At 34.0% G+C, this 25,814-nt stretch carries 24 protein-coding genes; 17 read left to right on the top strand and 7 right to left on the bottom strand.

Annotated features, from left to right (window positions below; genetic code table 11):
* Positions 1–91: 91 nt before the first annotated feature.
* Genes cls through Q9R40_RS02625 form a run of 3 tightly spaced genes read right to left on the bottom strand, consistent with a single transcriptional unit; the run spans position 92 to position 3,223 of the window.
* Positions 92–1,561, bottom strand: coding sequence for a cardiolipin synthase (cls, locus tag Q9R40_RS02635; RefSeq protein ID WP_304676193.1), 1,470 nt, complete (start codon positions 1,559–1,561; stop codon positions 92–94).
* A gap of 4 nt (positions 1,562–1,565) precedes the next feature.
* On the bottom strand, positions 1,566–2,273 hold the full coding sequence (locus tag Q9R40_RS02630; protein ID WP_297938375.1) for a zinc metallopeptidase: 708 nt from the start codon (positions 2,271–2,273) through the stop codon (positions 1,566–1,568).
* Positions 2,274–2,296: 23 nt separating this feature from the next.
* Positions 2,297–3,223, bottom strand: coding sequence for an alpha/beta hydrolase (locus tag Q9R40_RS02625; RefSeq protein ID WP_297938378.1), 927 nt, complete (start codon positions 3,221–3,223; stop codon positions 2,297–2,299).
* Between the two features lie 88 nt (positions 3,224–3,311).
* Here Q9R40_RS02625 and Q9R40_RS02620 point away from each other — a divergent pair, with 88 nt between their 5' ends.
* The gene (locus tag Q9R40_RS02620; RefSeq protein ID WP_304676190.1) at positions 3,312–4,049 is read left to right on the top strand and encodes a ribonuclease H family protein; all 738 of its coding nucleotides are present in this window, start codon (positions 3,312–3,314) and stop codon (positions 4,047–4,049) included.
* A gap of 83 nt (positions 4,050–4,132) precedes the next feature.
* Positions 4,133–4,318, top strand: coding sequence for a hypothetical protein (locus Q9R40_RS02615; protein ID WP_304676188.1), 186 nt, complete (start codon positions 4,133–4,135; stop codon positions 4,316–4,318).
* Positions 4,319–4,486: 168 nt separating this feature from the next.
* On the opposite strand, the gene Q9R40_RS02610 is transcribed toward Q9R40_RS02615, so the two are convergent.
* Positions 4,487–5,455: a DUF1002 domain-containing protein gene (locus Q9R40_RS02610; protein WP_304676187.1), complete on the bottom strand. Its 969-nt coding sequence runs from the start codon at positions 5,453–5,455 to the stop codon at positions 4,487–4,489.
* 120 nt (positions 5,456–5,575) lie between these two features.
* Between Q9R40_RS02610 and Q9R40_RS02605 the strand changes: the two genes are divergently transcribed.
* The 9 genes from Q9R40_RS02605 (at position 5,576) to Q9R40_RS02565 (ending at position 13,453) form a co-directional block, all read left to right on the top strand.
* Positions 5,576–6,406 carry a glycosyltransferase family 2 protein gene (locus tag Q9R40_RS02605; RefSeq protein WP_297938390.1) on the top strand — a complete coding sequence of 277 codons (831 nt, stop codon included), beginning with the start codon at positions 5,576–5,578 and terminating at the stop codon, positions 6,404–6,406.
* Between the two features lie 24 nt (positions 6,407–6,430).
* Entirely contained in the window at positions 6,431–7,093 is a 663-nt protein-coding gene (locus Q9R40_RS02600) for an alpha/beta fold hydrolase (protein ID WP_180873403.1), read from the top strand.
* Positions 7,094–7,178: 85 nt separating this feature from the next.
* Positions 7,179–7,541 (top strand): hypothetical protein, encoded by a 363-nt coding sequence (locus tag Q9R40_RS02595; RefSeq protein ID WP_297938394.1) that lies wholly within the window; start codon positions 7,179–7,181, stop codon positions 7,539–7,541.
* 82 nt (positions 7,542–7,623) lie between these two features.
* Positions 7,624–8,613 carry a ribose-phosphate pyrophosphokinase gene (locus Q9R40_RS02590; RefSeq protein ID WP_260308312.1) on the top strand — a complete coding sequence of 330 codons (990 nt, stop codon included), beginning with the start codon at positions 7,624–7,626 and terminating at the stop codon, positions 8,611–8,613.
* A gap of 159 nt (positions 8,614–8,772) precedes the next feature.
* A complete protein-coding gene (locus tag Q9R40_RS02585; protein ID WP_304676180.1) occupies positions 8,773–8,994 on the top strand; it encodes a 5'-nucleotidase in 222 nt (73 codons plus the stop codon).
* Positions 8,995–9,086: 92 nt separating this feature from the next.
* Positions 9,087–10,268 (top strand): CPBP family intramembrane glutamic endopeptidase, encoded by a 1,182-nt coding sequence (locus tag Q9R40_RS02580; protein ID WP_304676179.1) that lies wholly within the window; start codon positions 9,087–9,089, stop codon positions 10,266–10,268.
* Positions 10,269–10,413: 145 nt separating this feature from the next.
* On the top strand, positions 10,414–11,766 hold the full coding sequence (locus tag Q9R40_RS02575; RefSeq protein WP_304676178.1) for an amino acid permease: 1,353 nt from the start codon (positions 10,414–10,416) through the stop codon (positions 11,764–11,766).
* A 166-nt stretch (positions 11,767–11,932) separates the two neighbouring features.
* Positions 11,933–12,592 (top strand): TetR/AcrR family transcriptional regulator, encoded by a 660-nt coding sequence (locus Q9R40_RS02570; RefSeq protein ID WP_271328576.1) that lies wholly within the window; start codon positions 11,933–11,935, stop codon positions 12,590–12,592.
* A 21-nt stretch (positions 12,593–12,613) separates the two neighbouring features.
* Positions 12,614–13,453 (top strand): hypothetical protein, encoded by an 840-nt coding sequence (locus Q9R40_RS02565; RefSeq protein WP_155692521.1) that lies wholly within the window; start codon positions 12,614–12,616, stop codon positions 13,451–13,453.
* Positions 13,454–13,739: 286 nt separating this feature from the next.
* Here Q9R40_RS02565 and Q9R40_RS02560 read toward each other — a convergent pair whose 3' ends face one another.
* The gene (locus tag Q9R40_RS02560) at positions 13,740–15,266 is read right to left on the bottom strand and encodes a CAP domain-containing protein (RefSeq protein WP_304676177.1); all 1,527 of its coding nucleotides are present in this window, start codon (positions 15,264–15,266) and stop codon (positions 13,740–13,742) included.
* 159 nt (positions 15,267–15,425) lie between these two features.
* On the opposite strand from Q9R40_RS02560, the gene Q9R40_RS02555 reads away from it, so the two are divergent.
* The gene (locus Q9R40_RS02555; protein ID WP_304676176.1) at positions 15,426–16,511 is read left to right on the top strand and encodes a D-alanine--D-alanine ligase family protein; all 1,086 of its coding nucleotides are present in this window, start codon (positions 15,426–15,428) and stop codon (positions 16,509–16,511) included.
* 29 nt (positions 16,512–16,540) lie between these two features.
* Complete coding sequence (locus Q9R40_RS02550) at positions 16,541–17,260, top strand: transcriptional regulator (RefSeq protein ID WP_300592132.1); 720 nt, start codon at positions 16,541–16,543, stop codon at positions 17,258–17,260.
* Positions 17,261–17,399: 139 nt separating this feature from the next.
* Here Q9R40_RS02550 and Q9R40_RS02545 read toward each other — a convergent pair whose 3' ends face one another.
* On the bottom strand, positions 17,400–18,971 hold the full coding sequence (locus tag Q9R40_RS02545; RefSeq protein WP_300592134.1) for a sodium:proton antiporter: 1,572 nt from the start codon (positions 18,969–18,971) through the stop codon (positions 17,400–17,402).
* 104 nt (positions 18,972–19,075) lie between these two features.
* Here Q9R40_RS02545 and Q9R40_RS02540 point away from each other — a divergent pair, with 104 nt between their 5' ends.
* From Q9R40_RS02540 to Q9R40_RS02530, 3 genes are read left to right on the top strand one after another with little or no spacing between them, the layout of a single operon-like run.
* Complete coding sequence (locus Q9R40_RS02540) at positions 19,076–20,182, top strand: YibE/F family protein (RefSeq protein WP_023599079.1); 1,107 nt, start codon at positions 19,076–19,078, stop codon at positions 20,180–20,182.
* On the top strand, positions 20,179–20,940 hold the full coding sequence (locus Q9R40_RS02535; protein ID WP_300592138.1) for a YibE/F family protein: 762 nt from the start codon (positions 20,179–20,181) through the stop codon (positions 20,938–20,940). The genes Q9R40_RS02540 and Q9R40_RS02535 overlap by 4 nt, the downstream gene beginning before the upstream one ends.
* Positions 20,941–20,962: 22 nt before the next feature.
* The gene (locus tag Q9R40_RS02530; RefSeq protein WP_304676171.1) at positions 20,963–21,781 is read left to right on the top strand and encodes an alpha/beta hydrolase; all 819 of its coding nucleotides are present in this window, start codon (positions 20,963–20,965) and stop codon (positions 21,779–21,781) included.
* A gap of 80 nt (positions 21,782–21,861) precedes the next feature.
* Here the strand turns inward: Q9R40_RS02530 and Q9R40_RS02525 are convergent, their stop codons facing one another.
* Positions 21,862–24,921 (bottom strand): DUF5110 domain-containing protein, encoded by a 3,060-nt coding sequence (locus Q9R40_RS02525; protein WP_300722307.1) that lies wholly within the window; start codon positions 24,919–24,921, stop codon positions 21,862–21,864.
* Between the two features lie 158 nt (positions 24,922–25,079).
* Here Q9R40_RS02525 and Q9R40_RS02520 point away from each other — a divergent pair, with 158 nt between their 5' ends.
* Complete coding sequence (locus tag Q9R40_RS02520) at positions 25,080–25,796, top strand: GntR family transcriptional regulator (protein WP_304676169.1); 717 nt, start codon at positions 25,080–25,082, stop codon at positions 25,794–25,796.
* Positions 25,797–25,814 lie beyond the last annotated feature (18 nt).

The raw sequence follows: 25,814 nt of genomic DNA, 5'->3' as shown, positions 1-25,814 counted from the left end.
TTTAGACATAATAAAAACCTCGAAATTCTTGTCCGAATTTCGGGGTTCATATCACATATCGTGAATGCAGAGAATCTATCCTTTTTAATTTTTATAGAATCGGGGAGAGCAATCTAGAAAAAGCTTGTTTAAATCGAAGATAACGTGACCAGTTATCAGTAATCTCTAAAGTTAATTCTGTACATTTAGCTAAATCCTTTTCAAAAATATGATTTAATTCCCGGGTAATATTTTTATCGTAGAAGACTGCATCAGTCTCAAAGTTTAAGCTATATGACCGAAAGTCTTGATTCATTGATCCAACTGCAGCGAAGTGATCATCAACCATGACGGTTTTTGCATGAATAAAACCATTGTCATAAACGTAGATCTTTATTCCTTCATGGAGCAGGTAATTTGCGTACCACTGTGTAGCGCGGTAAATAAAGGGATGATCAGGCATTGAAGGAATCATGATCCGTACGTCAACTCCTGAATGAGCCGCAATAACCCAAGTGGCAATCATTGGATCGTCGGGAACAAGATATGGTGTTTGAATCCAAAGTGTTTTTCTAGCCATCATCATCATTCTGATCATACCGTTACGTAAATATGGAGTAGAAGTATCAGGACCGTCTGAAACAATTTGGGTTGCAACATCGTCTTCTGTTAGTCGATTTTCTTCAATTTTTGGAAAGAGTTTTTCATTAAATGAAATGGTCTGATTTTTATCAGTAATTGAAGCATTCCAATCCATTACAAAACGCTCTTGGAGGAGGAGAGACGCAGAGCCGACGATTCTAAGATGAGTATCACGCCAGTAGCCAAATTTTTTGCTTTTGCTGACATATTGGTCGCCCACATTAAAGCCGCCAGTCCAAGAGATTCGACCGTCTATAACGACAATTTTACGGTGAAGGTGATAATTCATCCGATACTTTTTAATCATGTTTTGAGCTGTGATAAAGGCTACAACTTCACCGCCCAAATCAGTTAAAGGCTTAAACCAAGTCTTTGAAGCGCCAGGAGAACCCCAAGGATCATAGATAAGTCGCACTTTAACACCTTCGCGAGCTTTTTTAATTAATAAATTAAGAAATTTATTACCTAAATCATCATTCATGAAAGAATAATATTCAACATTAATGGTTTCTTGAGCTTGCTTGATGTCTTTAAAAAGAGCTTCAAATTTTTTTTCGCCGTCGGTATAAAAACTAATTTTGTTATTTTTAGATAGGGGGGAATCATGTCTAAAGTTAAAGTAATCAATTAAAATTTTGGCTTCTTTAGAAGTGTCTGTTGATCCAGTGGATTTAGGAACACGCGGAATCATCTTATTTACTTTATTTAAACCAATGTGCTTTTGATTGTTAATGGCAAAAAGATTTTCTTGTGATAATCCACGTCCAATAAAACCATATAAAATAAAGCCTAAAATTGGAAAAATTAGTAAAATAATTAACCATGCCCAAGAGGTAGCGACAGATCTTTTTCGGTGGAATACAACATAGAAGGCTAAGATTGTGTTGACAGCCCAAAGAAGTGCCCAAAATTCATTCGAAAAAATAAGTATCCCTCCCAACTAATCAATTATTATCGTTGTTATGGCCTCCAAAAATGAGTAGAAGTCTAAACAATTGTAACATGCTTGTTAAAACGGCTGCGACATATGTTAAAGCTGCCGCAAATAAGACTTTACGGGCCATTGGCATTTCTTGTGGGGATAAAATAGCCCCATTATTTAGCATCCGTAAAGCACGATGAGAAGCATTAAATTCAACCGGTAAAGTTACTACTTGGAAAAGCAAAACTAAGGCAAAGCACCAAATACCAATTTTAATTAGGGTTTGGTTCATTCCTAAGACTAGTCCTAAAAGAATTAGTGGCATTGATAAATTGGAACCAAGAGAAACAATTGGCACTAAGGCAGAACGCATTCGCATAGGTGCATAGTCACTAGCATCTTGAAGGGCATGCCCGACTTCGTGAGCTGCTACACCAACTGCTGCAATGGAAGAGGAATTGTAGACAGATTGTGAAAGACTGAGAACTTTATTGGTAGGATTATAGTTATCCGTTAAGTTTCCAGCTACTTCACGAATTTCGACTTCATATAGACCAGCTTGATCAAGAATATAGCGTGCAGCGGCTTTACCAGTATAATTTCCTTGATTTTGAACTTGATCGTAACGATTAAAAGTTGAATTAACATTCATTGAGGCCCAGCCGGAAATTGCTACACCTAAGATAATCATCCAAAAATATGGGTCATAAAAAAATGGCATATAGTACATAATTATTTTCTCTCTTTATAAAATTAATCACTTAACTTCAAAAATTTGTTAATAATATTAATTACAAAAGGATTATCGTGTAAAACGCTGTGCTCAGCCGCATCTCCACGCACCTCTACTTCTTGAAAGCTATGGGCAACTGGAGCAAGAATATAGCGAATCGATTTAGCAGAAACAACAGAAATAAACCGATCTGTATTAGTCTCATCTAAAATATTTCCATAAATATTTAAAACTGAAATATCAGGATTAAAACGTCTCTGATTAAAAAGCATCCCCATATAAGACGTACTCATCAAAATGGGGCGTCCCTTTTCATTAAGACGATTGACATTAGGTAAGTCACCTAAATACATTACTCCATCAAAAGGTCCCGCAATTAAGGCGCAGTGATCTAAATGAGGAAAATTCTTCCTTAAACTTGTTTTCATCTCAGCTTTTATTACTGAAGGAGCGCCTAAAGAATGGGCAACAGCACTGTACTTTTTAAAATGATATCTTTTACTTAAATAGGAAAGAGCTGCCCGAAGATAGTAAGAGCTGGCATAAACTCCCGCAATTCGATCCTTAAAAATAAGTTGTACAATGGGCTGCTTATCTGCTGTCCAAGTTCCTTCTAAGATGAAATTACCAAATGGATCAATTGTGGCTTTAAGAAACTTATCAGTACCTTTTGCCTTGCAGGCGGCTTGAACCATTTTATTTGTCGTATAGTCGCCTCCGCGAAAACCATGTACATAAAAAACAGGTATCTGTTCAATTGCTGGATCTATCTCTTCAGTAGTGGAGGTATCTTCAACTTTTCTTTTGTGCATCCGTAAGAGCCAGCGAGTAGGAGTGAAAGTAGCCATTAAACCTAAAAAAGTCATTCGAGCAATGCTAGGCTCTTTATTTTTATGCTTATTGTTTTTTTCAACTTCTTCACTATATTTTTTTTGGATAAAAAACACTCTATTTCCTCCTTTCTTTCTTTGTAATTTTAGCGTTAAAATTATTCTAACATTTTATAGGTTAGAGCAAATGAAGAAAGGAACAATTATGAAATACTATGCAGTAAAAAAAGGCCGTACACCAGGTGTTTATCGAACATGGGAAGATGCTAAAAAGCAAGTAGATGGATTTTCTGGCGCAGAGTATAAATCCTTTGAAAAAATTACCGATGCGACTAAGTATCTTAATTGGAATAAGGAAACCCAACCTGATATTGTTAATGAAGATTCTTTAAGTAATGCTATTAAAAAAATTAAGTCAGCTTCTGGTAAAGAAATCTCACAACCTAAACAAAATATTTCTTCTAAATATTTTGCTACCATCTACACCGATGGAGGATCTCGAAATACTGGTGTTCATAAAGGTGGCCATGTTAATAAAACTGATAAAGCTGCTTGGGCTTATTTAATTGAATGGGATAATGGTCGTACATATGGCTCTGGCGGGGAATTTGGTGCTACAAATAATAAAATGGAGTTGCTTGGATTGATTAATGCCCTAGAAAAATTAGTTGAGCTAAAATTCAATGACAAGCACTTATTATTTGTTTTAGATTCGCAATATGTTTTAAATGGAATCAATAAGCACTGGATTGAAGGCTGGAAGAAGCGTGGCTGGAAGCGATCAAATGGGCCTTTAATCAATGCTTCTGAATGGAAGAGGCTAGATAGTTTATTGGAACACTTTTCTGATAGTGAATTTAGCTGGACCAAGGGGCATGCTGACAATCAAGGAAATAATTTCGTTGATAATGAGTTAAACAAATATATGGATCAAATGAAATAGAAAGTCCAAAAATTCGTAATATCATTAAGAGCGACTATAATTAAAAGTGAAAGCGCAGAAAATAATTTAAATGAGGTGATATTATGAAAAAGTTCTTTAAAGTAGTTGGTATTGGTGCAGCAATTTGTACAGGAATTGGTGTGGTAGCTGCTGTAACTAAGAAGATTATAGATAAAAATAACAGTAACGAAGATGTAGTTGAAGATGGAGGACCCGAATTTGAAGATGGCGAGTCTGATGAGACTACTGATTCAACTGAAACAAACTAATTATTAAAAAATCCGCTTGCTAAATCAAAAAAGTCTGCAATTTTGCAGACTTTTTTGATGCACTTTTTTAAGTAGTTGCTATAATAAGAAGTGAAAGACTAGAACGCACGCAGGTACTAGTTTTGACGACGGAGACGACTACAAAGTAGTCGTCTTTTTTCTTAGATTTTAGTTTAAGATAATTGCACCGCCAAAGATACCTCTGAACCAACTAACGATAGAATCAATTAGTTTTTGGAACCAATTTCTAGTTTCTGGAGTATTAAATTTAGAAAAGATATTTTTAGCGCCTGATTGAATTTGATCGGTTAATTGGCTAGCTTGTTGTTGAAAATTCTTGTCTTTTAGGGCACCAGAATTTTTAACTTTGATTAGAACATTGATAATTTGTTCTTTTTGATTGTTAGTAATAGTATCGCCAAGATGGTTAATATTAATCTGATTATTAACAATATCTCTAACTTGGCTATCAGAAATATTTTGACCTTGCTTAGCCATTTCTTTTTTGGCACCCGCAACTGCATTATTTAATTGAGCATCAGAATAGCCATCTTTACCTTTATTTTGACTAGTAATTTTACTCAAAGTGTTCATTTCGGTTTGAGCTGCGTTAATTTGTTTTTGGTTTAAAGACTCACCATTTTTAGCGTAAGCTGCATAAACACCGGCTAAAGCACCTGATCCATCAATTGGAGTAGCAGAAGTTACATAAATATCTGCATCAGATATTCCAGCCGTTAGAGCAGCATTTTTATATTGGTTAGCTGTAATAGTTGTAATGTTATTATGACCGTTATAAGGTAAAATATGAACATTAATACCACTACCGGAACTAGTTTTTTGAACCATGGCACTAGACCAAACGCCGGAGTTATTAGTAAAGTCATAACCGGAAGGATTGAGGTATTTTACAAGATCAGATCCAGTAATAGTAATGGTAGTATAATTAGCACCATTCAATGATTGGGTTAAGGTATCAATAGTGCCTTGTTTTTGAGAGGCGGTAAGGGAGGTACCTAATGTTACAACAGGAGTGTTATTAGCATCAGCTTTAGCCGTTTTAGTATTAGTAATGACACTTAACCCTAAGATTCCACTTGATAAGATAGCAACAAGTGTAGTTAGTATTTTTTTCATAATAAATTTTCTCCTATGAAATATACTCATTTGATGGCTATATTATAACCTAAATAGTTAACTGAATTATGTAAATAAGTATTAAGATGCTATAATCATAAGCAAAAGGAGGCAGACGCCGTGTTACGCCAGCCAATGTTAACGGTAATTATGCCCGTCTACAATATGGAAAAATATTTAGGCAGGGCACTTGACGCTTTAGCTAAACAAAAAGATAGAAATTTCAAATTGCTAATTGTTAATGACGGATCAAAGGATAGAACTCGTGAAGTAGCCGAGTCCTATCGTGATCGGTTCCTTTATTTTGATATTATTAATAAGAAAAATGGGGGGCTTTCTGACGCTAGAAATGTTGGAATGGCTCATGTAACTACACCATATTTTACTTTTCATGATGGGGATGATTGGGTAGACTCAGGCTATACTGCTTACTTTGTCAGAGCCTTTGATGAGCACCCAGATGTTGATATTGTTTCTTGTGGTTTTTGGATTGATTCAGAAAAACGCCATGAAAGTCATCCTGTAGGAAATAAGCAAAGCGGTGGCTTAATTGATAAAAGAGAAGCTTATTTAAAGATGACTAATGTATTTGGCTCACCTGTTAAGGGCTACACCTGGAATAAGGGATACAAAATTAGCATCATTAAAAAATATCATTTGCGTTTTGTGGAAGATCTGGCATTTATGGAAGATCAGATTTTTAATGTAAAATATGTGTCTTTGACTAATGGTTTTTACTATAGCTCAACGCCTTATTATCATTATTGGCAGAGAGCAGATAGCATGGTTCACGACCTTAATCCAAAGAAAATACCAGATAATTTTAGAGCAAATTATCGAGTTTGGCGTCAAATTATTAAAAGCTTGATGGCAGAGCGTGAGTCCCAAAAAGAAAGTAAAAAAATCGTCAAAAAAGCATCTTTAAGTGATTTTGACCATCAAGATTTATAAGAACTTACAACTAAAGGAATAAATATGAAAGTAAAAGTTAATGGGGTAAAGATTTACTATCAAAAATTAGGTAAAGGACATCCCTTAATTTTATTGCATGGACATCGTCAAGATGGTGGGATCTTTGATAAGCTAGTTGCACCTCTTTCTCTATACTATACTGTGGTAGTTCCTGATATGCGTGGTCATGGACTAAGTGAAGGAGAGGCAAGTGAGCACTATCAAACAGAGGTAGAAGACTTACGAGCCTTTATTAACGCGCTTAAGTTAGATAAACCATATATTTTAGGCTTTGGTTCAGGTGGTTTAGTAGCTCTTTCTTTAGCTGCCCAGGCTCCAGAGTTAGTTTCTAAAGTAATAGTTGCCGGAACTTACGTTAATGGAAATGGTGTGAACGCAAAACATATTGCTGCTAATACAATTCGTGGTTTCTTTAAGGGAGACCGAGATAGTAAAGTGGCTTTAAGAGAAAGTCATATTCCCGTTGAAACTCTAAAGCGAATAAAAACGCCTACGCTATGTGTGGTTGGAGAAAGAGATTGGGTTAAAGTCGAACATGTTCGCTGGTATAGTCAGTTACTACCTAATTGTCGGTTAGTCTTAATGCCCCGACAAACTCATTACAGTTATGTTGTTCATAGTTTAAAATTATTAGACTTAATTAAAGATTTTTGTAAAGAGGACTAGTTTATTAGGCCTCTTTTTCTCTTTGTACCTAAATCAGATAGAGTTAATATATGAAGTATAATTAATGAAGCAGAAGGTAAGGATTATGAAAAAAATAGTAGTGCATGGAATGAATGGAGAAATGGTAGTAGAAGGCGATAAGATTACTGTGAAGCATACAGCACCTTTATTTTTAGGTAAGCGTGAAATAGTGTTAGATGTTCATAGTTTGCAAGCAGTTGTTTATAAAAAAGCACATCTATTGATTAATGGTTTTCTAAAATTAGTACCTAAGGGAGATAATCCTATGCTTTATCAAACAGCCCCCTTACATCAAATGGGGAAAGACGAGTTCGCTATTATTTTACGTGCTTTTGAAAATACAAATCCACAAGATGCGGAAGATTTTTATACTTATGTTGTTGGTCGTTTAGATCAAATTAAGGCAGCTGAAAAGAATCATTTATAATCTACAGCTGAAAAGTAGAGCAAAATAGGAATTTTTCGTTATAATAGGAATAGCTGTTAATTTTACAAGGAAGGGCAAATTAATGAAAAAAGAAGAATTGCACGAAATGTTGCACCCAATGAAATTAATCGGACTTGGTGGAAACCAAGCTCTAGCAGAAAGAATTGCGGCTGCTTTGGATAAGCCATTACTTGAAACTGCTGTTCAACACTTTAGTGATGGAGAAATTCAAGTAAACATTACAGAAAGTGTTAGAGGCTGTGATGTCTACGTAATTCAATCTATTCAAGATCCAGTGAATGAAAACTTCATGGAGCTAATGATTGTATTGGATGCTTTACATCGTGCATCTGCTCACTCTGTTAACGTAGTAATTCCTTATATGGCATATTCTCGTCAAGATACTAAGAATCGCTCCCGTGAACCAATTACTGCAAAATTATTGGCTAACTTGCTTCAATTGACTGACATTGATGACTTAATTGCCGTTGACTTACATGCATCTCAAATTCAAGGTTTCTACAATATCCCAGTTGACCACTTACATGCCATGCCAATCTTAGCTCAATACTTCTTAGATAATGGTATTGCAAGTAAGGAGAACGATGATGTAGTAGTTGTTTCTCCTGATCACTCTGGTGCAAAACTTGCACGTAATTTTGGTTCATACTTCGATGCTCCAATTGCTATTGTTGACCAACGCGGTGCACGTTATGACGCAGAAGCTCATGATATGATTGGTGACGTTAAGGATAAGACTGTCATTATCGTCGATGACTTAATTGATACTGGTTCTAGAATTGCTTCTTCAACTAGATCTGTCTTAGCTGCTGGTGCTAAGAAGGTTTATGTTGCTGCAACTCATGCATTACTTTCTCAAAATGCGATCGATGTATTGAATGAATTACCAGTAGAACAAATTGTCGTAACTGATACTATTAAGCATAAGAAGTACCCAGATAGAATGGTTCGTTTATCTGTAGCACGTTTACTTGCTAAAGGTATTGATTACATTTACAACGATAAGTCAATTCACCAAATTTTTGATGAACAAAATAGAATTCAAGGCTAATTCACATTAAAATTTAATATTTAAAAACGACTGATCTTGGTTTATAGCTGATATCAGTCGTTTTTTGATATAAAAAATTAAAAACTATATTGATTTTTAAAATTTAAGTTAATATAATTGAAATAAATTTAATGAAATTTAAATATATGAAGTAATAAAATGAAACTAACAAGAGTTATTACTACCGTAGGTGTTGTAGGACTGGGCGTATGTGCACTAGGTTTAAGTGCAACTAAAGCTTCAGCAGCCCAAGTAAGTAGAGTAGAAGTAAAGTCTGTTGCTGGTAGTTGGCAAAATACGATTTTAGGACCTGCACAAAATTATATTGGAGGTGGCGGATATAGTAGAGGCTTTGACGATGGTTCTTGGCGTCACCCATAAATATTATATTCTTGAGAAATAAAGAGGAAAATTCACAAGTTTTCCTCTTTATTTCTTACTTACTAAAAATTCAGGTGATATTCGTGACGAAAATGAATGTTTTAAAAATCCAGCTTTATATCAATCTTGTACTAGCTGTCCTTCTAATTGCTAGGTACCATGATATTTACTTTGAAGTATACTTAGTAATTTTAATTCTCTCGTTATTAGTAAGAAAAAATAAAAAATTATTTCAATTGATAAGTATTATTTTTCTTCCGGTAATTTTTGTTGATCAACTTACTTATTCTATGCGCTTATTAATTGAAATTTTACCTAACATGAGCGTAATTATCTATATTCTCTATCTTGCTGGACTATTAGTTGTAATCATTCCCGTCACAAAAGAAGCATATGGAGTAATAAAAAATCCGCTTTTGCAATTGCTTGTAACTATTTGGTTTACCACTGTAATAGCTGGATCGAGTCCGGCTAAATTGGAAAATTTAGAACCAAATACATTTTTATATGGATTAAATAATTCAGCAATAATTTATGGATTACCAGTCTTTATTTATGTATACGTTGTAATTAGGGAGTGGGGATATAGATTTCATTTTAATTTACCTTTTAATTTTTCTAATAAAAGAAACGTAATTGTATTAATAATAGCTGTAGTTTTGGCTATTTGGATTAGTCTATTCTCTGTCTTTAGTTATTTGGCGCGTTCATGGAGTGAAGTTTTCTGGAATTGGGACCTTTCTTTGATTAATCCATCAAAATCTTACAGAATTGAAAATATTTGGGAATTATTTTTCAGTTGTGGGCGAGCAGGAATAATTGAAGAAAGTGAACGATACATTAATCTTCTGCTTCTTTTAGCTATTTTTAGGAAGAGTAGAAGACGTATTGAATGGGCAATTATAATTAGTAGCTTAATTTTTGCGTCACTTCACATTTTAAATGTTTTAAGTAGACCGCCTTATGAGACTCCTATAAAAGATGTAGGATATCAAATTGTTAGTGCCTTTGGTGTCGGGTGCTTTTTGGCAGTTTTATTACTCTATACCGGGAAGTTATGGTTAACGATTTTGCTCCATGCATTCATAGATGTAGTGGCTTTTTCTATAACATCCATAGGAATAATTGGAAATTCTGCTATTTTAAGTTTTTTTGAACAAACAATATTGTCTTTAGCTTGTTGGTTAATTTTAGCGGTTTTGCTTTTTATCAGGAATAAAGATTTAATCAATCATAACGTTCAAATTTTAACTAAAAACCAAAACCTAATTTGACAATTTTCTCATGCAAGTTATAATACAAACAAATAAAATAGCCAATTAATTGACTATACAAGAATTTTAATTTCATAAAAAGAAATGTCTCTAGTATATGTTAAATACTAGAGGCATTTTTGTCTTTAAGGAGGACTACTACAAAATGGATGAAAAGGAGAAGCTAAAGCTTAAGAGATCACTTAAGAGCCGTCATGTAACAATGATTGCAATTGGTGGAGCGATCGGAACTGGATTATTTTTAGGGTCTGGTACAGCTATTCAAAGTGCTGGTCCATCAATTATCTTATCTTATTTGATCGTTGGTATTATTAGCTTTTTTATGATGAGAGCTTTAGGAGAATTAATTTTAGCTGATCCTGAGCAACATTCATTTATTGAATCAGTAAAAAAATATCTTGGAAATAGAATGGAATTTGTTGCGGGATGGACTTACTGGCTATGCTGGCTTAGTTTAGCTATGGCTGATTTAACTGCAACGGGAATTTATTTGAAATATTGGTTTAAAGACCTGCCTCAATGGGTAGGCCCATTAGTGATCGTGATCTTGTTAATGTTAGTTAACATGGTTAATGTGGGGCTATTTGGAGAGCTTGAGAGTTGGTTTTCAATGATTAAGGTTTTAGCTATCTTGGCTTTGATCATTACTGGGTTAATTCTTTTAATTATGCACGCTAAAATTGATTCTAGAATCGTTTCGCTCAGTAACTTGGTAAACTATGGTGGCTTTTTTCCAACAGGATCCTGGGGCTTTCTGAAGTCATTCCAGATGGTAGTTTTTGCTTTTGTAGGGATTGAAATTGTGGGATTGACAGCTGGTGAAACAGCTAATCCTGATAAAGATATCCCCAAGGCAATAAATACTTTGCCAGTTAGAATTGGATTGTTTTATGTTGGCTCAATGATTGCTATTATGGCAGTTTATCCATGGAATAAGATTGTTACTACAACAAGTCCTTTTGTACAAGTTTTTGGAGCAATTGGTATTCCAGCGGCTGCCGGAATTTTGAACTTTGTGGTTTTAACAGCAGCAATGTCGGCAACAAACAGTGCAATTTTTTCAACTAGTAGATCCTTATATGCTTTGTCTCGAGGAAATAACGCTCCTAAGAGATTCGGCAAGTTAAGTAAAAAGGCTGTTCCGAATAATGCCTTAACATTTTCTTCTTTGATTCTATTCATTGTAGTAATTCTTAACTATATTATGCCAGCCCAAGTTTTTGATATTATTTCTAGTGTTTCAACAATTAACTTTATTATGGTTTGGATAATCATTATGTGGACTCACTTGAAGTATCGAGCAGAAAATAAGGGACAACTTGGCCAGTTTAGAATGCCTGGTTTTCCGGTAACGAGCTGGATTACGATAATTTTTTATTTAGTAATATTAGTAATATTAGTTCTAATTCCAGCAACTAGATTACCATTGATTATTTCAATTGTTTTTATTTTAGCCTTAGCCGTGAGCTATACTCTGCTAGAGAGAAGAAAAAGTTAATATTGAGAAAAACTGACGGATAATCGTCGGTTTTTTATATAGGATTAATTTAAAAAAATGAATCATAGCTCGTTATAAGTGACAGTACTTGGTATAATAATTGTAACTAATATTATGAAAACGCTATACTGTATAGGAATAGACTGAATAGTACGAGGAAAAAGATATGGCACGACAAAAAAATTTAGTAAGACGGCATGAAATATTACGTAATACTTTTATTCTTTTAAAAAAAAGAGGTATGGAGAATGTATCTTTGCAAATGATTGCCGATAAGTCCGGGATTTCTAAATCATTACTCCAATCATACTATCCACATAAAAATCTGTTAATTACGGACATTGTTACCAATTTTATGACCGCTGTTTTAAAGAGTTTAAATGCGACTGACTTTAAAGAATTAAATACATATTCTAAAATGAAAATTTTTATTTATTTAATTTTAGAACAAGGTATTCAGGATGAAGGGGTAGAACGTGTAGTTAAAAGCATTTTAAGTGATAGGAATTCCCTTGATCGGTGGAGTCAAATTTTTGATAATTGGCTTAAAGATGAAGGAGTTAAGCATGATCTAGGGAATGATCGTCAGGTGCAAATTGGCTTAAACTTTATTATCACAGCTGGCGGAAGTTTATATATAAAACGTACCGAATTGGATTTAGATGCAGATCAAATTTCTGATATAATGGTAAAAACTTTTATGTCAACATTTCTATCAATTGATGAGGCTAAAATAGATCAAACAATTGGTGAAGCAAAATCTGCTTTACAAAAATATGAATTAGCTACTTTGACCCAAACAATCAATGAGATGTTTGACAATTAATTTTTAAGGAAGGTCTAGGAAATGGCAGTACGCACACGCAGTGAGTTACGGAGAATTGACCAAGCTCAAACTGTGCATGATAAAAGATCCTTTGGAATTGCAATTTTTACAATTGTGGTCTTATTTTTTGGCTTAGTAACTTTTATGAATCCAATTTTTATGAAAAGCCAAATTGCAAAGGAAAGTAACGGAGTAGTTGCTGAACGATATATTAATCAGAAGTTTGATAATTTCGCTGCGGCAATTGGTGCTGACAGAAGTAGTAATAATAGCACTAATAATCTCCTTACTGTTGAACAAACGAGACCAATTGCAGATGCAATGATTGATTATACTTTAGGTATCCATTTATTTAGAGCTGAAAATTCTAGTTTAGCTAGCCAAATTAGAAAAATTATTTTAACGAAAATAGATGATAATTCATCCATGGAAGCTAAATCAGTACAAGAAAAGCTCAGGAAAAATAAAAATAGCGGTCTGTATGCAATTATAACGAGTTTTGGTTTAGCAAATACTACATTAATGGCAAATATCGAGATAGTATTATTAGTTTTGAGTATTTTGATAATTATTTTTGTCGGTATTTTAGTTTATCAGCAGATTAGAAGATTACAAGAAGTTGTCTCAACTCGACGTTTAATTCATATGTTTGCTGCCGGAGGAATGAGAGCATCAATTTGCTTGATTGGGATTTTTGGATTACTAGCATTTATTCCAACAATTTTTGAGGTTGAAGGCTTTATTTTAAATATTGGTTATTTTTTAGAGATAGCTAGTGGGATTTTCTTGGAATTAGTAATTGTTGGAGTAGTTTTATTTGTAATTAGTACTATTACTTGGCAAATTACTAGTGTCAAATAAAAATTTTAAATAAAGATGCAAAAAAGGTCTCAGGTTTTAACCTGAGACCTTTTTCTAAGAAATGGCGCCGGATTGGATGAGCTTAATTGTATTCAAGTAAGTGTAAAGTAGTTAGGGTATAAAATAATTGTAATTTGCAACAGCCATAATGGCTCTTGTAAGGGTCCTCAACCATTTCTCAATACTTATTTTTACAGTAATTAAGCTTTAAATCAAGTTGAAACTATTAATTATTCTTAAATAATATAATTAGTTACTTTATAAGTTTTTTTAGAGTATTAGTTTATTAATTAAATTGCCGAATCCATTGTTTTTTACCAAGATAATACCAGGTTGTATGGTTAGTTGTAATGGATTGCCCATAAGCATAGCTTTTTCCAGAGGTAACGTGATTAGAAGTTTGTTTTTGTAAGCTCGGATAAGGGCTAGTGTAAATATTGGTATCAAGAGAGTGATTATCAATATTTACTACGCCTGCAGTTAGGTCTGGGTTATTGTAAACATAAAAATTATGGAACCATTGATCTTCGCCTAAATTGTAGTAAGAGTACCCATCTTGATAAGAGCGACCAAAAACTATAGGGTTCATTCGACGATTTTTATTTAAAGAATCCCGTAACTCTTCCGCTTGAAGTAAGAGAGCGGATTTGATGGTTATATTCGAAGATGGATCATCAACTTGTTTTAAGATATTGCGGGTCGTTTTATCAGTACTTTCTTTAATATTTTGAGAAGATGAGATAGTAGATGAATTTTTAACCTTATTTTTAGTCTTAGTTTTATCTTCCAAAATTTCTAATTTTGGTTGGTTGGCAGCGACTTGATTAAAAAGCTTAAAGCTGTACTGATAGACATTAGAAATATTTACGTTATATTCGTGTCCTGAGACTAACTTAATGTCTCCAGGAAAGTAGGTCAGTATAGTATCAAAATAGCCGTATCCCTTGCTGCTAAAGTTATTAACTTTTATTGCTTGACTAGTTTGACCGGTGTCAAGATCAGTAATTGTAATTTTAGGAGTACCAGAAATAGTTTTATCAGATAAATAGAGCGACCAGGCAATATTGTTTCCCTGAAGTAATTCAATTGGAAAAACGCCACTATTTGGATAAGCGACTGTACTTTTTGCAGCTGCTTTGTAACCATCACTCGGATAAGCAACTTGTTGAACAGAATAGCGATAATTATTTTCACCGTAAGCCGCGCCAATACCTGTAGTTGTAAGTCGACTAGATAAAAGCCATGCACGATGTCCAGTGTCTGACCCATCGAGATTGTAGGTGTCAGTCAATAGATCTGTGATTACATCACCAGCGGATTGATTACTTACGTTAAAATTTAAATTTGAACTTGCAGAAACGTTTTTGGCAATTGTCCAATACATATCGCTAATATAATCGGGTCTAGTTTCACTAGGTAGACCATGTTGGTTAGTGAATGGATTAGCTTTGATTGCAGCCATAACGCTCGCCGTGATTTGAGCGTTATCATTATCTGTTTTATTTGTTGAAATACTTGGTAAGTCAAATAAAGCTCGATAAAAGTTAATATAATCTAATTGAGAATTGATATAAGAATTTTTAATAGAGCCTGGTGAAAAGGGAGCTGTTAGATGAGGTGGGTTGGCATAAAGATTGCTGATGTTAAAATTTTCCTTAGGTAAGTTTTTATATTGATTTTGAATTTGATGAACTTCTTGAATTTCCTCTTTAGTAAATGTTGCAGCCTGTGTGGTAGTAGCTATAACGGTGGAAGGGCCTATACTTAACACAATAGTTGCTAAAAAAACGGCTGCTTTTTTTGTAAACGTCATATTTACTCCTTTTAGCAAATCAGATAGTAGAATGATAGTAATATATATACCGTAATTATAAAAAAATTTCATTCTTTTTAGACTTTTTTTCGAAATTAATGCATTATAGCGTCACGATTGTTTATAATAAGGTTTCGAGGACAAAAAGGAGATAAAAATATGACTGACAAAATTAAGGTAGGTTTGATCTTCGGTGGAAATTCTTCAGAATATGAAGTTTCTATCATGTCTGCCCACAACATTTATGAAGAAATTGATACTAATAAATTTGATGTTTATCCAATGTGGATTACTAACGATGGATACTTAGCTGATGATACAGATTCTCGTAAAGTATTAGATAATCCAAAAATGGAAGTGGCTAATCCTCATAAAGTAGCTAATATTTCTAATATTATTGAACTAAAAGATCGTCCTGAAATTGACGTATTTTTTCCAATTGTACACGGAAATTTAGGTGAAGATGGTTGTCTACAAGGACTATTTAGAGTTTTAGATAAGCCATTTGTTGGAGATGATGTTTTAGCTGCAGCTGTAACGATGGATAAGGAAATGACTAAGATCCTCGCTCAACGTGCTGGTGTTCCTGTAGCAAAATGGATTGCAGTTAAGCGTTTTGAATATAATGATCCAGATAACGAGAAGTTAGACTATGAATACGTAGCTAGCCAATTGGGTTCAGATTTATTTGTTAAGCCATCAAACCAAGGCTCTTCAGTTGGTGTAAGTCATGTTACTAACGAAAAAGAATACAAGGTTGCTTTAGCTGAGGCCTTTAAATATGATGACAAGGTTTTAGTTGAAGAAACTGTTCACGGTACTGAAGTAGAAACTGCTGTTTTAGGAAATGATAAGCCAATCGTTGCAGGTGTTGGTCAAATTATTAATGCAAAAGATTCATTCTATACGTATGAAAATAAGTATGATGATGACTCAACATCAACTTTAGAAATTCCCGCTAAGCTTCCTGAGGGAATTGTTGAAACAGTTAGAAAAAATGCCTTAAAAGTGTTCCAAGCAACTGAATGTAGTGGCTTGGCTCGTATCGATTCGATGCTTCGTACTGAAGATAATGAAGTTGTTTTAACAGAAGTAAATGCTCTTCCAGGCTTTACTAATATTAGTATGTATCCTAAGTTATTTGAAGAGATTGGAATTCCATATACTGACTTAATTACTAAATTAATTGATTACGCAATCGAACGCTACGATCATAAGAAGACTTTGTTACATAAACATGATTAAACTTAGTTTAAGTAAAGGGAGAATTTAGGATGGCAAGCGACCATAATTTTGAAGAACTTGAGGTCCCAGCAAAAACGGCGGAAGAACTTCATATTAGCGTAGCAACGTTAAGAAAGTATTCGTTAATCGTGGAAAAGGTTACTGGAAATAAAGATTACTATGAAAGAACCAAGCAAAAGTCTCGCTTGTACTCGGCAAAGGATATTGAAGATTTAAAAGCTTTTAGAGCTTTGTCTAAAAATGCTGATTTAACCTTGCAAGAAGCAGCAAGACAGATTTTTGCAGTAAGCGATAAAAAAACTGAAGAAGCTAAAAAAGCAGCAAAAATGCAAAAATCAGTTGCTACTAATACTGCCACTGTTGATGCTGATCAAGTAGTTAAACTTTTAACGATGCTACAAAATACTATTGCAAATCAGAATAAAGCAATTGAAGATTTGCAAAAGCAGGTAGCGCGTGTTGAAGCTCAAAATAAAAAATTAATTGATCGTTCACACCAATTAGCTGAGCCAGAATCAGACGATTTTAAAGAAAAAGCTAATGAGAAAGATCAGGAAGCTGCCAAAAAGATTACTGAAGAACAAAAAAGTGAGCAAGAGGCTCATGAAGAAATTTTAAAAAAAGCTAGAGAGAACGAAGAAAAGCGTCGTAAGCAGCAGGTAGAAGAAAATATTCATCGTACTTTAGCTCAAATGCAAATTCGTCCTAAGAAAAAACACCATTGGTGGGATCGCTTTTTTAATAAATAAAATAATTGAGTCTGATAAATAAGTCTTAATTTGACTTAGACCATAACTCTTTAGAAAATAAAAACACTGGTATATCAATATTTATTTTAACAATGATATACCAGTGTTTTCTTTATTTTAGACTTTTTCTCAGAATTATTTATTCGTCTTCAGGTTCGATAATTAGTGATTCAGCTAAAAGAACATCATTATAAAGGCTTAAGATATATGTGCGATATTTGCTTTCTTTTTGTCCGATCATTTCCAAATACTCTCTTTCTACAGCGAAGGCTCTAAAAAAGGCCAGACGTTGTAAATACTGTTCGGACTTAGTTAAATTCGGTTGATCAATTGTTTTAAACAAAACTCGCATGTATTCTCGAGTTTTAACGACTCTTTTTTGATTAAGCAAAGTATAGATGACGTGTCGCTTTACTCTTTTAGGTAGGTACATTTTATGGATAGAAATTAAGGCTTGTTTAACCATTTCATTACGGATTTTTTCTATAACAATGTGTGCTTCTTCATCACTAACTTCATGGGGAAGAATAAATTGAAATACAATAGTAGGCACAAGCATGCTCAAAATAATTAAAACTGCTTCAGACATAATAACTAGATTGTAATTTTTAGTTCCTAAAAAAGTAGCATTAATTGTTAAAGCTAAAGCTAATGTAACTGCTCCGTGAATACCGCCAAGTGAAAATACAGTGCTTTCTCGTCGATCATAACGAATAATTAAACGCCCATAGATATAACGAACAAGTAAATTAGCAAGGTAAACAATGAAGCCTACGAGAATCCATTTTGATAGATCTCCATTAAATAATTTATTACGGGATATTCTAACCATCATTAATCCCAAAATTATAAAAACCATACTGTTAAAAATATCTGAAATAAGATTTTGCAAATCTCGTCCCATATGGATTTGTCTTGAATTAAGGAGCAAACTCTGTTGAGACTCTGCATTATGTAATAAGCCGGCAACCACAACAGCGATAATTCCAGAAACATGTAATTCTTCTGCAAAGGCATAAAGTGCCAGAGGAGTAAGGACATAAATTAAGTTTTGGGCATTTAAAGAATTAAATCTTGATCTAATGAGACTTTGACGAAAAATAATGATTATCCAAGCTGCTGCAAATCCTAATACTGCTCCTCCTAATGAAGAAATAAAGAAGTCATAAATTGTTTGACCGTAGTTGATATAACCATTAGCAAACCAAAGTAAACTCATATTAAGTAAAATAATACCGGAAGCATCGTTAAAAAGTGACTCAGCCTTTAATGAAGTTGTTACTCGTCTAGGCATTCGTAAACCATTAGTTACGGCTTCACTTGCCGTTGCATCCGTTGGTGTACTAATACTCCCAATAATAAATGCAAGTGGAAGACTGATGCCAGCAAGAAAATGGATACTAAAGCCGCCTACAATTAAGGCGAGTAAAACCATGACCACGGTTAATCCAATAATTTCTTTAATTCTTCTACTAATATTATGAATTCTAGTTTTTTGGCCTTCGAAAAAAAGAAGCGGAGCTACGATCAGTTCCATAAAAATTTCTGAATCAAAGCTAGCAATTTGGCTATTTAGGAAGGGGATAAGACCAATAATTATTCCAACGAGCATGCTTATATAGTTAACAGATACCTTATCAATTGCTTGAGCAATAATAATACTGATTGCCGCGGCAATTGCTAGGGTAAAAGTTGAAATCATAAGTTCCATTAAATCTACCTCAGATAAATTACTATTTTTTAATAATTAGTAAAAACTTTTAATGCTACTATAGTAGCATACTAACCATTGAATTATTTAGGGAAGGCGAAAAAGTGAAGAAGAATGCAAAAATTTGGCTTAGTTTAGCAGTCTTATTTGTTGGAATATTTTTTACTCTAATTACCTATTTTTCAACTGCTTTTGCAAGTAGGCCAATTGCGGTCATTACTGATAGTCAAATAAAAGATACATTGGTTGATAAGACAAAAGACAACTATGAAAACAAAGACGAGGTACGTCAACAAAATCTACATCTAAAAATTTTGTCCGGAAAATATAAGGGGAAGACATTCTTAGTTACTAATACTTATTCTCCGTCCCAAGCGATTTCACAAAAGTATAAACCACATCAGCGTGTAATTGTTTCATTTGTTAAAGGGAAACCTAAATTAGTTGAACCAAAACGTGACTGGGTTGTTGTTTTAAGCATGTTTTTGACGATTAGTGTAATTGTTTTAATTACAGGAAAACAAGCTAGCTTACTTTTAATTTCAATGATCTTAAATAGTATAATTTTTTATTTTGTAATTAAGAGTGATGTAAGGGAAAATGGAACAAGAATTTTCTTAATTTATAGTATTGCAGCAATACTGTTTACTTTTGTTTCTCTAGTCATAGTACAAGGCTTTAATCAAAAAATGCTGGTGACTTTAACTGCTACTTTGTTAGGGGTTTTTATCTCTTTTGGTATCTTTTATTTAGTTATGAGATTAACTCATGAACGTGGAATTGATTATGAAGCAGTTGACTATGCTACTCAAGATCCACGAGCTTTATTTTTATCTCAAACAATTCTAGGAGTTCTTGGAGCGGTCATGGATGAAGCAACTGATATTGTTTCTAGTCTTTATGCACTTGCAAAACATAAGACCGACCTAAAATTTAAAGAACTATTTATTAGCGGACGAACTTTAGGGCAAGAAATTATGGGGCCATTAATAAATGTATTGGTTTTAATTTTTATGGCTGAAGCCTTACCAATGACAATTTTGTATCTAAGAGATAATAATACTTTAGTCTATACCTTTAAATATACTCTTTCTTTAGGGGTCATCCAGAGTTTAAGTTCAGCAATTGGAATTGTACTGACAGTGATTTTTGCAACTCTATGTAGTGCTGTATTTTTAAGAAATAAAAAAGCAGAGGTGATAGAAAAATGACAACTTTAACTGCTCTTTTATTAATTCTTTTGATACTGATGATTATAGTCGGAGGAAAAACTGGTTTTAAGAGTTATCTAAGCGTCGTTATCAATGCCTGTTTACTGATTTTAGTTGCACTGCTTATTTCCTGGGGAGTAAATATAATATTAGTCGGAGCAATATTTATTCCCTTGAAATTACTGACGATTATTTATTTAGGAACCCATGATTATACTGTAGCTAAAAACGCCTTTTTAACTGCCTTATGTGTAAGTGTAATTGTAATGCTGATAATTATCTTGTTTGAAAATTTGGCCCAAACTCAAGGCTTTGGAGACCAGGCGGGAGAAGAATTAATTGGATTATCATTAAATGTAGGAATTAGTTTTTCTCAAATCGCAATTTTAGTTGCAATCTTTTCAATGTTAGGTGCAATTGCGGAAGCCAGTGTTGCAATGAGTGCTGGTTTACTTGAGTTGAAGCGTCATGATCCTAACATTACCCAAAAGCAATTAATCGAAAGCGGAAATGAAGTTGGTGCAGATGTATTAGGGACCGCCATGAATACAATCTTATTTGGTTTATTTGGTAGTTTTCTTCCAATATTTATTTGGTATATGAGACTAAATTATTCCTTATTTGAAATTTTAAATGATAAACTTTTTGTGGATGAGTTTTTAATTATCGTATATTCGTTTATTGGTGTGCTTTTAACAGTACCATTGACTACAATATTCTTAGCACATACTTTAACAAATAAAGAAAATAAAAAGTAGAGATAAATAGAGGCATTGTAAGATGAAAATAGAGAATTTAACGTTAACAAATTTTAATGGTCGTGAATTTAACGTTACTTATTATAGTTTGCAAGATAATCCACAACTTCTCCTAAAGAAAAGACCACTAATGTTAGTCTTTCCAGGTGGTAGTTTTGATCATTTATCATTAAGAGAAGGCGAACCAGTTGCATTAGCTTATGCAGCTCATGGATTCGATGCAGCAATAGTTTCATATAATTTAACTACCGATCCTGGTAGGATTTATCCTGATGCTGCTTTATCAGGTTTAACTGCTGTTGCATACTTTAGAGAAAACAGTGAGAAGTTAGGCCTTGATAAGGATAAAATTACAACAATTGGTTTTTCAGCCGGTGGTCATGTTGTTAGCTCAATGAATGTAATGGCAGAAAGTAAAAAGTGGCAGTCTGAATATCACTTTGAGCATGATAAAGTATCACCAAATGCGACTATTTTAGGTTATCCGTTAATTAATATTAAAGACATTGGTTTTCCTTTACCTTCTTATGCTAAGGAAAAAATGCCAACTGCGAAGGATTTATTAGATACAGCGTTAGGAGTTACTCCTGAAACACCACCTACTTTTATTTTTCAAGCAGTAGATGATCCAGTTGTCTTAATTGATAATACTATTGAATATATTACTGCCCTAAGAAAAAATAGAGTTAGCTTTGAAGCACACTTGTTTAATAAGGGTGGCCATGGTTTTTCTCTTGCTACTCCTGAATTGGCAACTGCTGAACGTAAAGCTGATCCACATCTGGCACATTGGTTTGAATTGAGCCTTGAATGGTTGAAAAGTAGAAAAATTTACGTTTAGTTTCACGTGAAACAAAAAGCTATAGAAAAAAGTCCGAAAAGATGAAATGACTATACATTTCCTTTTCGGACTTTTTAATTTTATTCTTTAGCCATAAAGAATAAAACTTCTTTTCCAGAGGCTAAATTATCAGAAGTTGCCAAAATTCTAAGTTTAATTGATTTGGCAACTACGTCTCTTAAGCCAATTACCTTGTTTTTAGCATCGTTTGGCCAATTAATTTCTTTACTGAAGTCGCTAAAGTTTTCTCCGTCTTTGGAAATAGCAACTTGAACACGTAAAACATGACCAATGCGATCACGTGAACGAGGAACATAAACCATACGGCTAAGTTTATAAATATGGTTGAAATTAAAAGTTAAGTCTAGAGGACTATCTTTAGTAATTTGGTCTTTAGAAAGCCACTCACTAGCTAATTTTAGATCAGTTAGGTTTTCGACTGGTAAATCTTCTTCGCTTTCTCCCGTACTCGAAACTGTAACATTTGAAATGGCGTAATCCATCTGATCGCGCTTCGTATGGGTGCCAAAGTATTCTGACCAATCGGATACTTTATTACCGAATTTATTTCTAATTCTGAAGCGGTAGCGTGTATTAGGTTCAAGCTCATGGAAAGTAAAAGTATTACCGTCAATATTAGTATGAACAATTCCGTTAACTTCAATATCGGCCATTATATTTTTATCTGCGAAATTAGTTGGATTAGTCCATGTAATGGTAATGCTCTTTGAAGTTAAGCGATCAGTTAGAATTGCAGCACTTCTTGGAGAAGCCATTGCTGAATCGATAATCGCATGTTGTTCTACTTCACTACCGTAGCTAAAGTTTTCAATCATTAGCTCGAACTTGTTGTCATGAATATCGACAGCCGGCATCTTCACTCTAAGAGCTGGTTGCAGTTGACCAGTAAAGTAACCAAACTCTTTGCATGGCATGTAATCTTGTTGGTAGAAGATACCTTCTTCAGCTTTATTGAAGCTGTCAAGATCGTTATATTCAGTTAGTGGAACAAATTGATCGTTTAGTTTAAGAGAAACTTTGCCAGGATAACGATCAGACATAATCGTTAGATTAGTAATTTGTTTTTCTTCAAGACCAGTGTAGCTGCCCTCAGTTGGATAGACAGTAATATGAAGGTTTGATCCGCTAACAGAACTAGTGATTTGGGTAGTAGCTGCATGACCCTTTTCGTAATCATTAGTTTGATTATCATCTTCATATAAAATAGCTGAACTCTTACTTTGTGGATAAACTAGTGCACTTCTTAATGACTCTTGTAAAATTGCACCGCCGCGTACATATACCGGAAGATGCCAGAGAGGGTAATGTAACTTATCGTAAATTCGACCACCAATTAATTTCTTACCAGTAAAGAGGTCAATCCACATTGTTCGATGGTCAGGTAAGTAGAGGTTATCCTTTAAGGAAGCTCCACTTGGATCTTCTCGTCCGTTAGTAATAGGAGCGATTAGTAAGTTATTTCCCAGCATAAATTCATGTTTAACTTGGTTAGTGTAGTTAACTCGCTCATGAGGGAAAGCTAAGAAAAGCGGTCTAACAATTGGCATTCCATCTTGGGCCGCGCGGGTAAGAGTGTAGAGATATGGGGTGATTTTTTCTCTAAGTTTAAGATAGGCGCGAGTAATTCTAGTCATTTTTGCATTAAATGCAAATGGTGTTTTTTGGATATTACCATAATTATCAATTGAGTAAAGAAGTGGAGTAAAGACTTTCCATTGTAAGTCACGGATATTTACTTGTGCATTACCGCCGCCTTCTTTTCCATCAATAGCACTTCCTACATTTGGCTGACCAGAAAGAGACATACTTAAAAAGCTAGCAATTTCAGTAGCAATTTGTTCCCATTCACCACCAACACCTTCATTTGCAGTAGTAGCTAAAGTTTGAATAGCACTCCAACCGTTACTTGCCATTGCCCAAGGACGATTGGTTTGGTTTTTATCGATTAGAGGTTCACTAGCGATAGCAAAGTCCTGCATTATTTTTTCATTAGGGAAATTAGCTGGATCAGTCTTGAACTTTAAAAAATTAGCTGGTGCATCAGTAGGTAATGAACCGTAGAATCCTATTTTTACATTTTGATCTTTTGCAAAATCGACTAAGTTGTTCATCTCATCTTTATCTAAGTCTTGTTTGCTTTCATAGTTAGGAACAAACCAACTAAGTGGAAGATGATAAGAATTGTACCTTTCAATCATTGCACGTGCAGAAAATTGGTACTGTTCTTCTCCATTAAGAGAGGACTTAGCTACAATATCATCATCGATGTGAGCAATCTTATAAGTATTACCATCTTCAAATTTAATCGCACTATTTTCTTGAGGCTTAGCTCCTGTCCAACAAGTATCAAGGTAATTACCAAGATAACCCAAGCCTAAGGCATATTTAGGCAAGAAAAGAGGTGAACCAGTAATTTTATAGTACTGACGCAATATTTCTGCCGGAGAATCTCCTAAAAGATAGAAATTATCAAAGATAGGAGTTTGGTGGGTAATAATAGCTGTAGTTCCATCATCGCTCTTAAAGTTGTAAACACCATCTTTCCAGGTGTTTCTTAATTCTGCAAAACCAGCATTTGACCAGAAAAATCCTTCCGGACAAGCAACAGCACCGGGACCAGTTAAATTAGTATTTTTAATCTCGATAATTTTTCCTTTGTGGCTGAAGCTTCCATTTTGCATCCCGCCACCGTAGTAGAATTCGTTTTTGTTTTGACGTAGGAATTCACGGGAATAATCATTACCAAGTTCAATTGGACTACTTTGCATCATGCGGTAGCGATGTAATTGATCGTCAAAGATACTGAAGATAGCTGGATTCTTTTGTAAGCGAAGTGAAAATTGACCACTTTTAATGGTAAAAGTTTCATCGGTTACTAAAAGCTGGGAATCTTCAAATGGACGCAGACTAAAGTTACTTGCTGCGATAGTTAATGATGGAGTCAAAGGTTTAAATTCTGCTGCTGGATCAACGATTAAACGAAAGATCCCTTTAGCAATAATATATAAACGTGCTCTTGTTCCATCTGCAAATTGTAAATCATAGTAGCGAGTACCCTTAGCTACGTGGACTAAACGACTTAAATGTTGAGGTTGTTGTTTGTTAGTAATTTCAGACATAATTAGTTTTCTTCTTTAAATTAAATTTTTCATTTACGTATAGTTCATATTATAACGAAAAAATGAGTTTCGTGTTTTTTAGATTTGACATAAAGCGCTTTCTGGAATATTCTGTAGAAGGTGGTACTAACCAGTTAAAGATTGGATGGGATTAGAAGATGAAAAAACCACTTTATCAGCAAGTTATTTTGGATCTCGAAAAGAAAATTAAGACTGAAATGAAGCCAAATGATCGATTACCGAGTGAACGACAACTTTTGAAAGAATATGGTGTTAGTCGAAATACGATTCGATTAGCATTAAATGATTTAGAAGAGCGTGGCGTTATTTATCGATTGCATGGAAAAGGTACATTTGTTTCGACAATTTATCTAGATCAAACCAACTTGGGAAGTATGTATTCTTTTAGTGAGCAAATGTCTGAAGCAGGACACAAGCCAACAACACAAAACCGCACATTAGAACTTGTGACACCTGAAGAAGACGTTGCAAATCAGCTTAATTTAAAGGCTGGCGAGAAAGCATATAAATTAGTTAGGTTACGTCTAGCGGATGGAGTACCACTAATGTATGGAGAAACATATTTACCTGAAAAAATTTTTCCTAATCTAAAAATGTCAGACCTAAAGGAAAACTTATATACAGTGATGAAGCAAAAATATAATGAACAAAGTATTCTTGCTTTTGAAGATGTACAAGCAGTTAACTTAGACGAAAATGACAGCAAGATTTTAGGTGTTAAGCCTGGAGATGCAAGCTTGAAGATTTTTAGACGGGCAATCAATGATAAAAATGTGCCGATTGAGTTCACTATTTCTCTTGCTAGAGGAGATAGATTCATTTATCGATCACGTCAATACAATCATTTAATTTAATTATTGAAAGGAATAGGC

Source organism: uncultured Lactobacillus sp. (assembly GCF_948948975.1).
In the GTDB taxonomy this organism is placed as follows: Bacteria; Bacillota; Bacilli; order Lactobacillales; family Lactobacillaceae; genus Lactobacillus.
Note: the sequence above shows the minus strand (reverse complement) of the source record. Positions and strands in the feature narration are given on the sequence as shown.

What these genes read in the sequence shown, in the direction of transcription:
- Q9R40_RS02630 (WP_297938375.1), bottom strand. Translation starts at nt 2,273, where the DNA reads ATGTACTATATGCCATTTTTTTATGACCCATATTTTTGGATGATTATC.
- Q9R40_RS02620 (WP_304676190.1), top strand. Translation starts at nt 3,312, where the DNA reads ATGAAATACTATGCAGTAAAAAAAGGCCGTACACCAGGTGTTTATCGA.
- Q9R40_RS02615 (WP_304676188.1), top strand. Translation starts at nt 4,133, where the DNA reads ATGAAAAAGTTCTTTAAAGTAGTTGGTATTGGTGCAGCAATTTGTACA.
- Q9R40_RS02610 (WP_304676187.1), bottom strand. Translation starts at nt 5,455, where the DNA reads ATGAAAAAAATACTAACTACACTTGTTGCTATCTTATCAAGTGGAATC.
- Q9R40_RS02600 (WP_180873403.1), top strand. Translation starts at nt 6,431, where the DNA reads ATGAAAGTAAAAGTTAATGGGGTAAAGATTTACTATCAAAAATTAGGT.
- Q9R40_RS02595 (WP_297938394.1), top strand. Translation starts at nt 7,179, where the DNA reads ATGAAAAAAATAGTAGTGCATGGAATGAATGGAGAAATGGTAGTAGAA.
- Q9R40_RS02590 (WP_260308312.1), top strand. Translation starts at nt 7,624, where the DNA reads ATGAAAAAAGAAGAATTGCACGAAATGTTGCACCCAATGAAATTAATC.
- Q9R40_RS02585 (WP_304676180.1), top strand. Translation starts at nt 8,773, where the DNA reads ATGAAACTAACAAGAGTTATTACTACCGTAGGTGTTGTAGGACTGGGC.
- Q9R40_RS02580 (WP_304676179.1), top strand. Translation starts at nt 9,087, where the DNA reads ATGAATGTTTTAAAAATCCAGCTTTATATCAATCTTGTACTAGCTGTC.
- Q9R40_RS02575 (WP_304676178.1), top strand. Translation starts at nt 10,414, where the DNA reads ATGGATGAAAAGGAGAAGCTAAAGCTTAAGAGATCACTTAAGAGCCGT.
- Q9R40_RS02570 (WP_271328576.1), top strand. Translation starts at nt 11,933, where the DNA reads ATGGCACGACAAAAAAATTTAGTAAGACGGCATGAAATATTACGTAAT.
- Q9R40_RS02565 (WP_155692521.1), top strand. Translation starts at nt 12,614, where the DNA reads ATGGCAGTACGCACACGCAGTGAGTTACGGAGAATTGACCAAGCTCAA.
- Q9R40_RS02560 (WP_304676177.1), bottom strand. Translation starts at nt 15,266, where the DNA reads ATGACGTTTACAAAAAAAGCAGCCGTTTTTTTAGCAACTATTGTGTTA.
- Q9R40_RS02555 (WP_304676176.1), top strand. Translation starts at nt 15,426, where the DNA reads ATGACTGACAAAATTAAGGTAGGTTTGATCTTCGGTGGAAATTCTTCA.
- Q9R40_RS02550 (WP_300592132.1), top strand. Translation starts at nt 16,541, where the DNA reads ATGGCAAGCGACCATAATTTTGAAGAACTTGAGGTCCCAGCAAAAACG.
- Q9R40_RS02545 (WP_300592134.1), bottom strand. Translation starts at nt 18,971, where the DNA reads ATGGAACTTATGATTTCAACTTTTACCCTAGCAATTGCCGCGGCAATC.
- Q9R40_RS02535 (WP_300592138.1), top strand. Translation starts at nt 20,179, where the DNA reads ATGACAACTTTAACTGCTCTTTTATTAATTCTTTTGATACTGATGATT.
- Q9R40_RS02530 (WP_304676171.1), top strand. Translation starts at nt 20,963, where the DNA reads ATGAAAATAGAGAATTTAACGTTAACAAATTTTAATGGTCGTGAATTT.
- Q9R40_RS02525 (WP_300722307.1), bottom strand. Translation starts at nt 24,921, where the DNA reads ATGTCTGAAATTACTAACAAACAACAACCTCAACATTTAAGTCGTTTA.
- Q9R40_RS02520 (WP_304676169.1), top strand. Translation starts at nt 25,080, where the DNA reads ATGAAAAAACCACTTTATCAGCAAGTTATTTTGGATCTCGAAAAGAAA.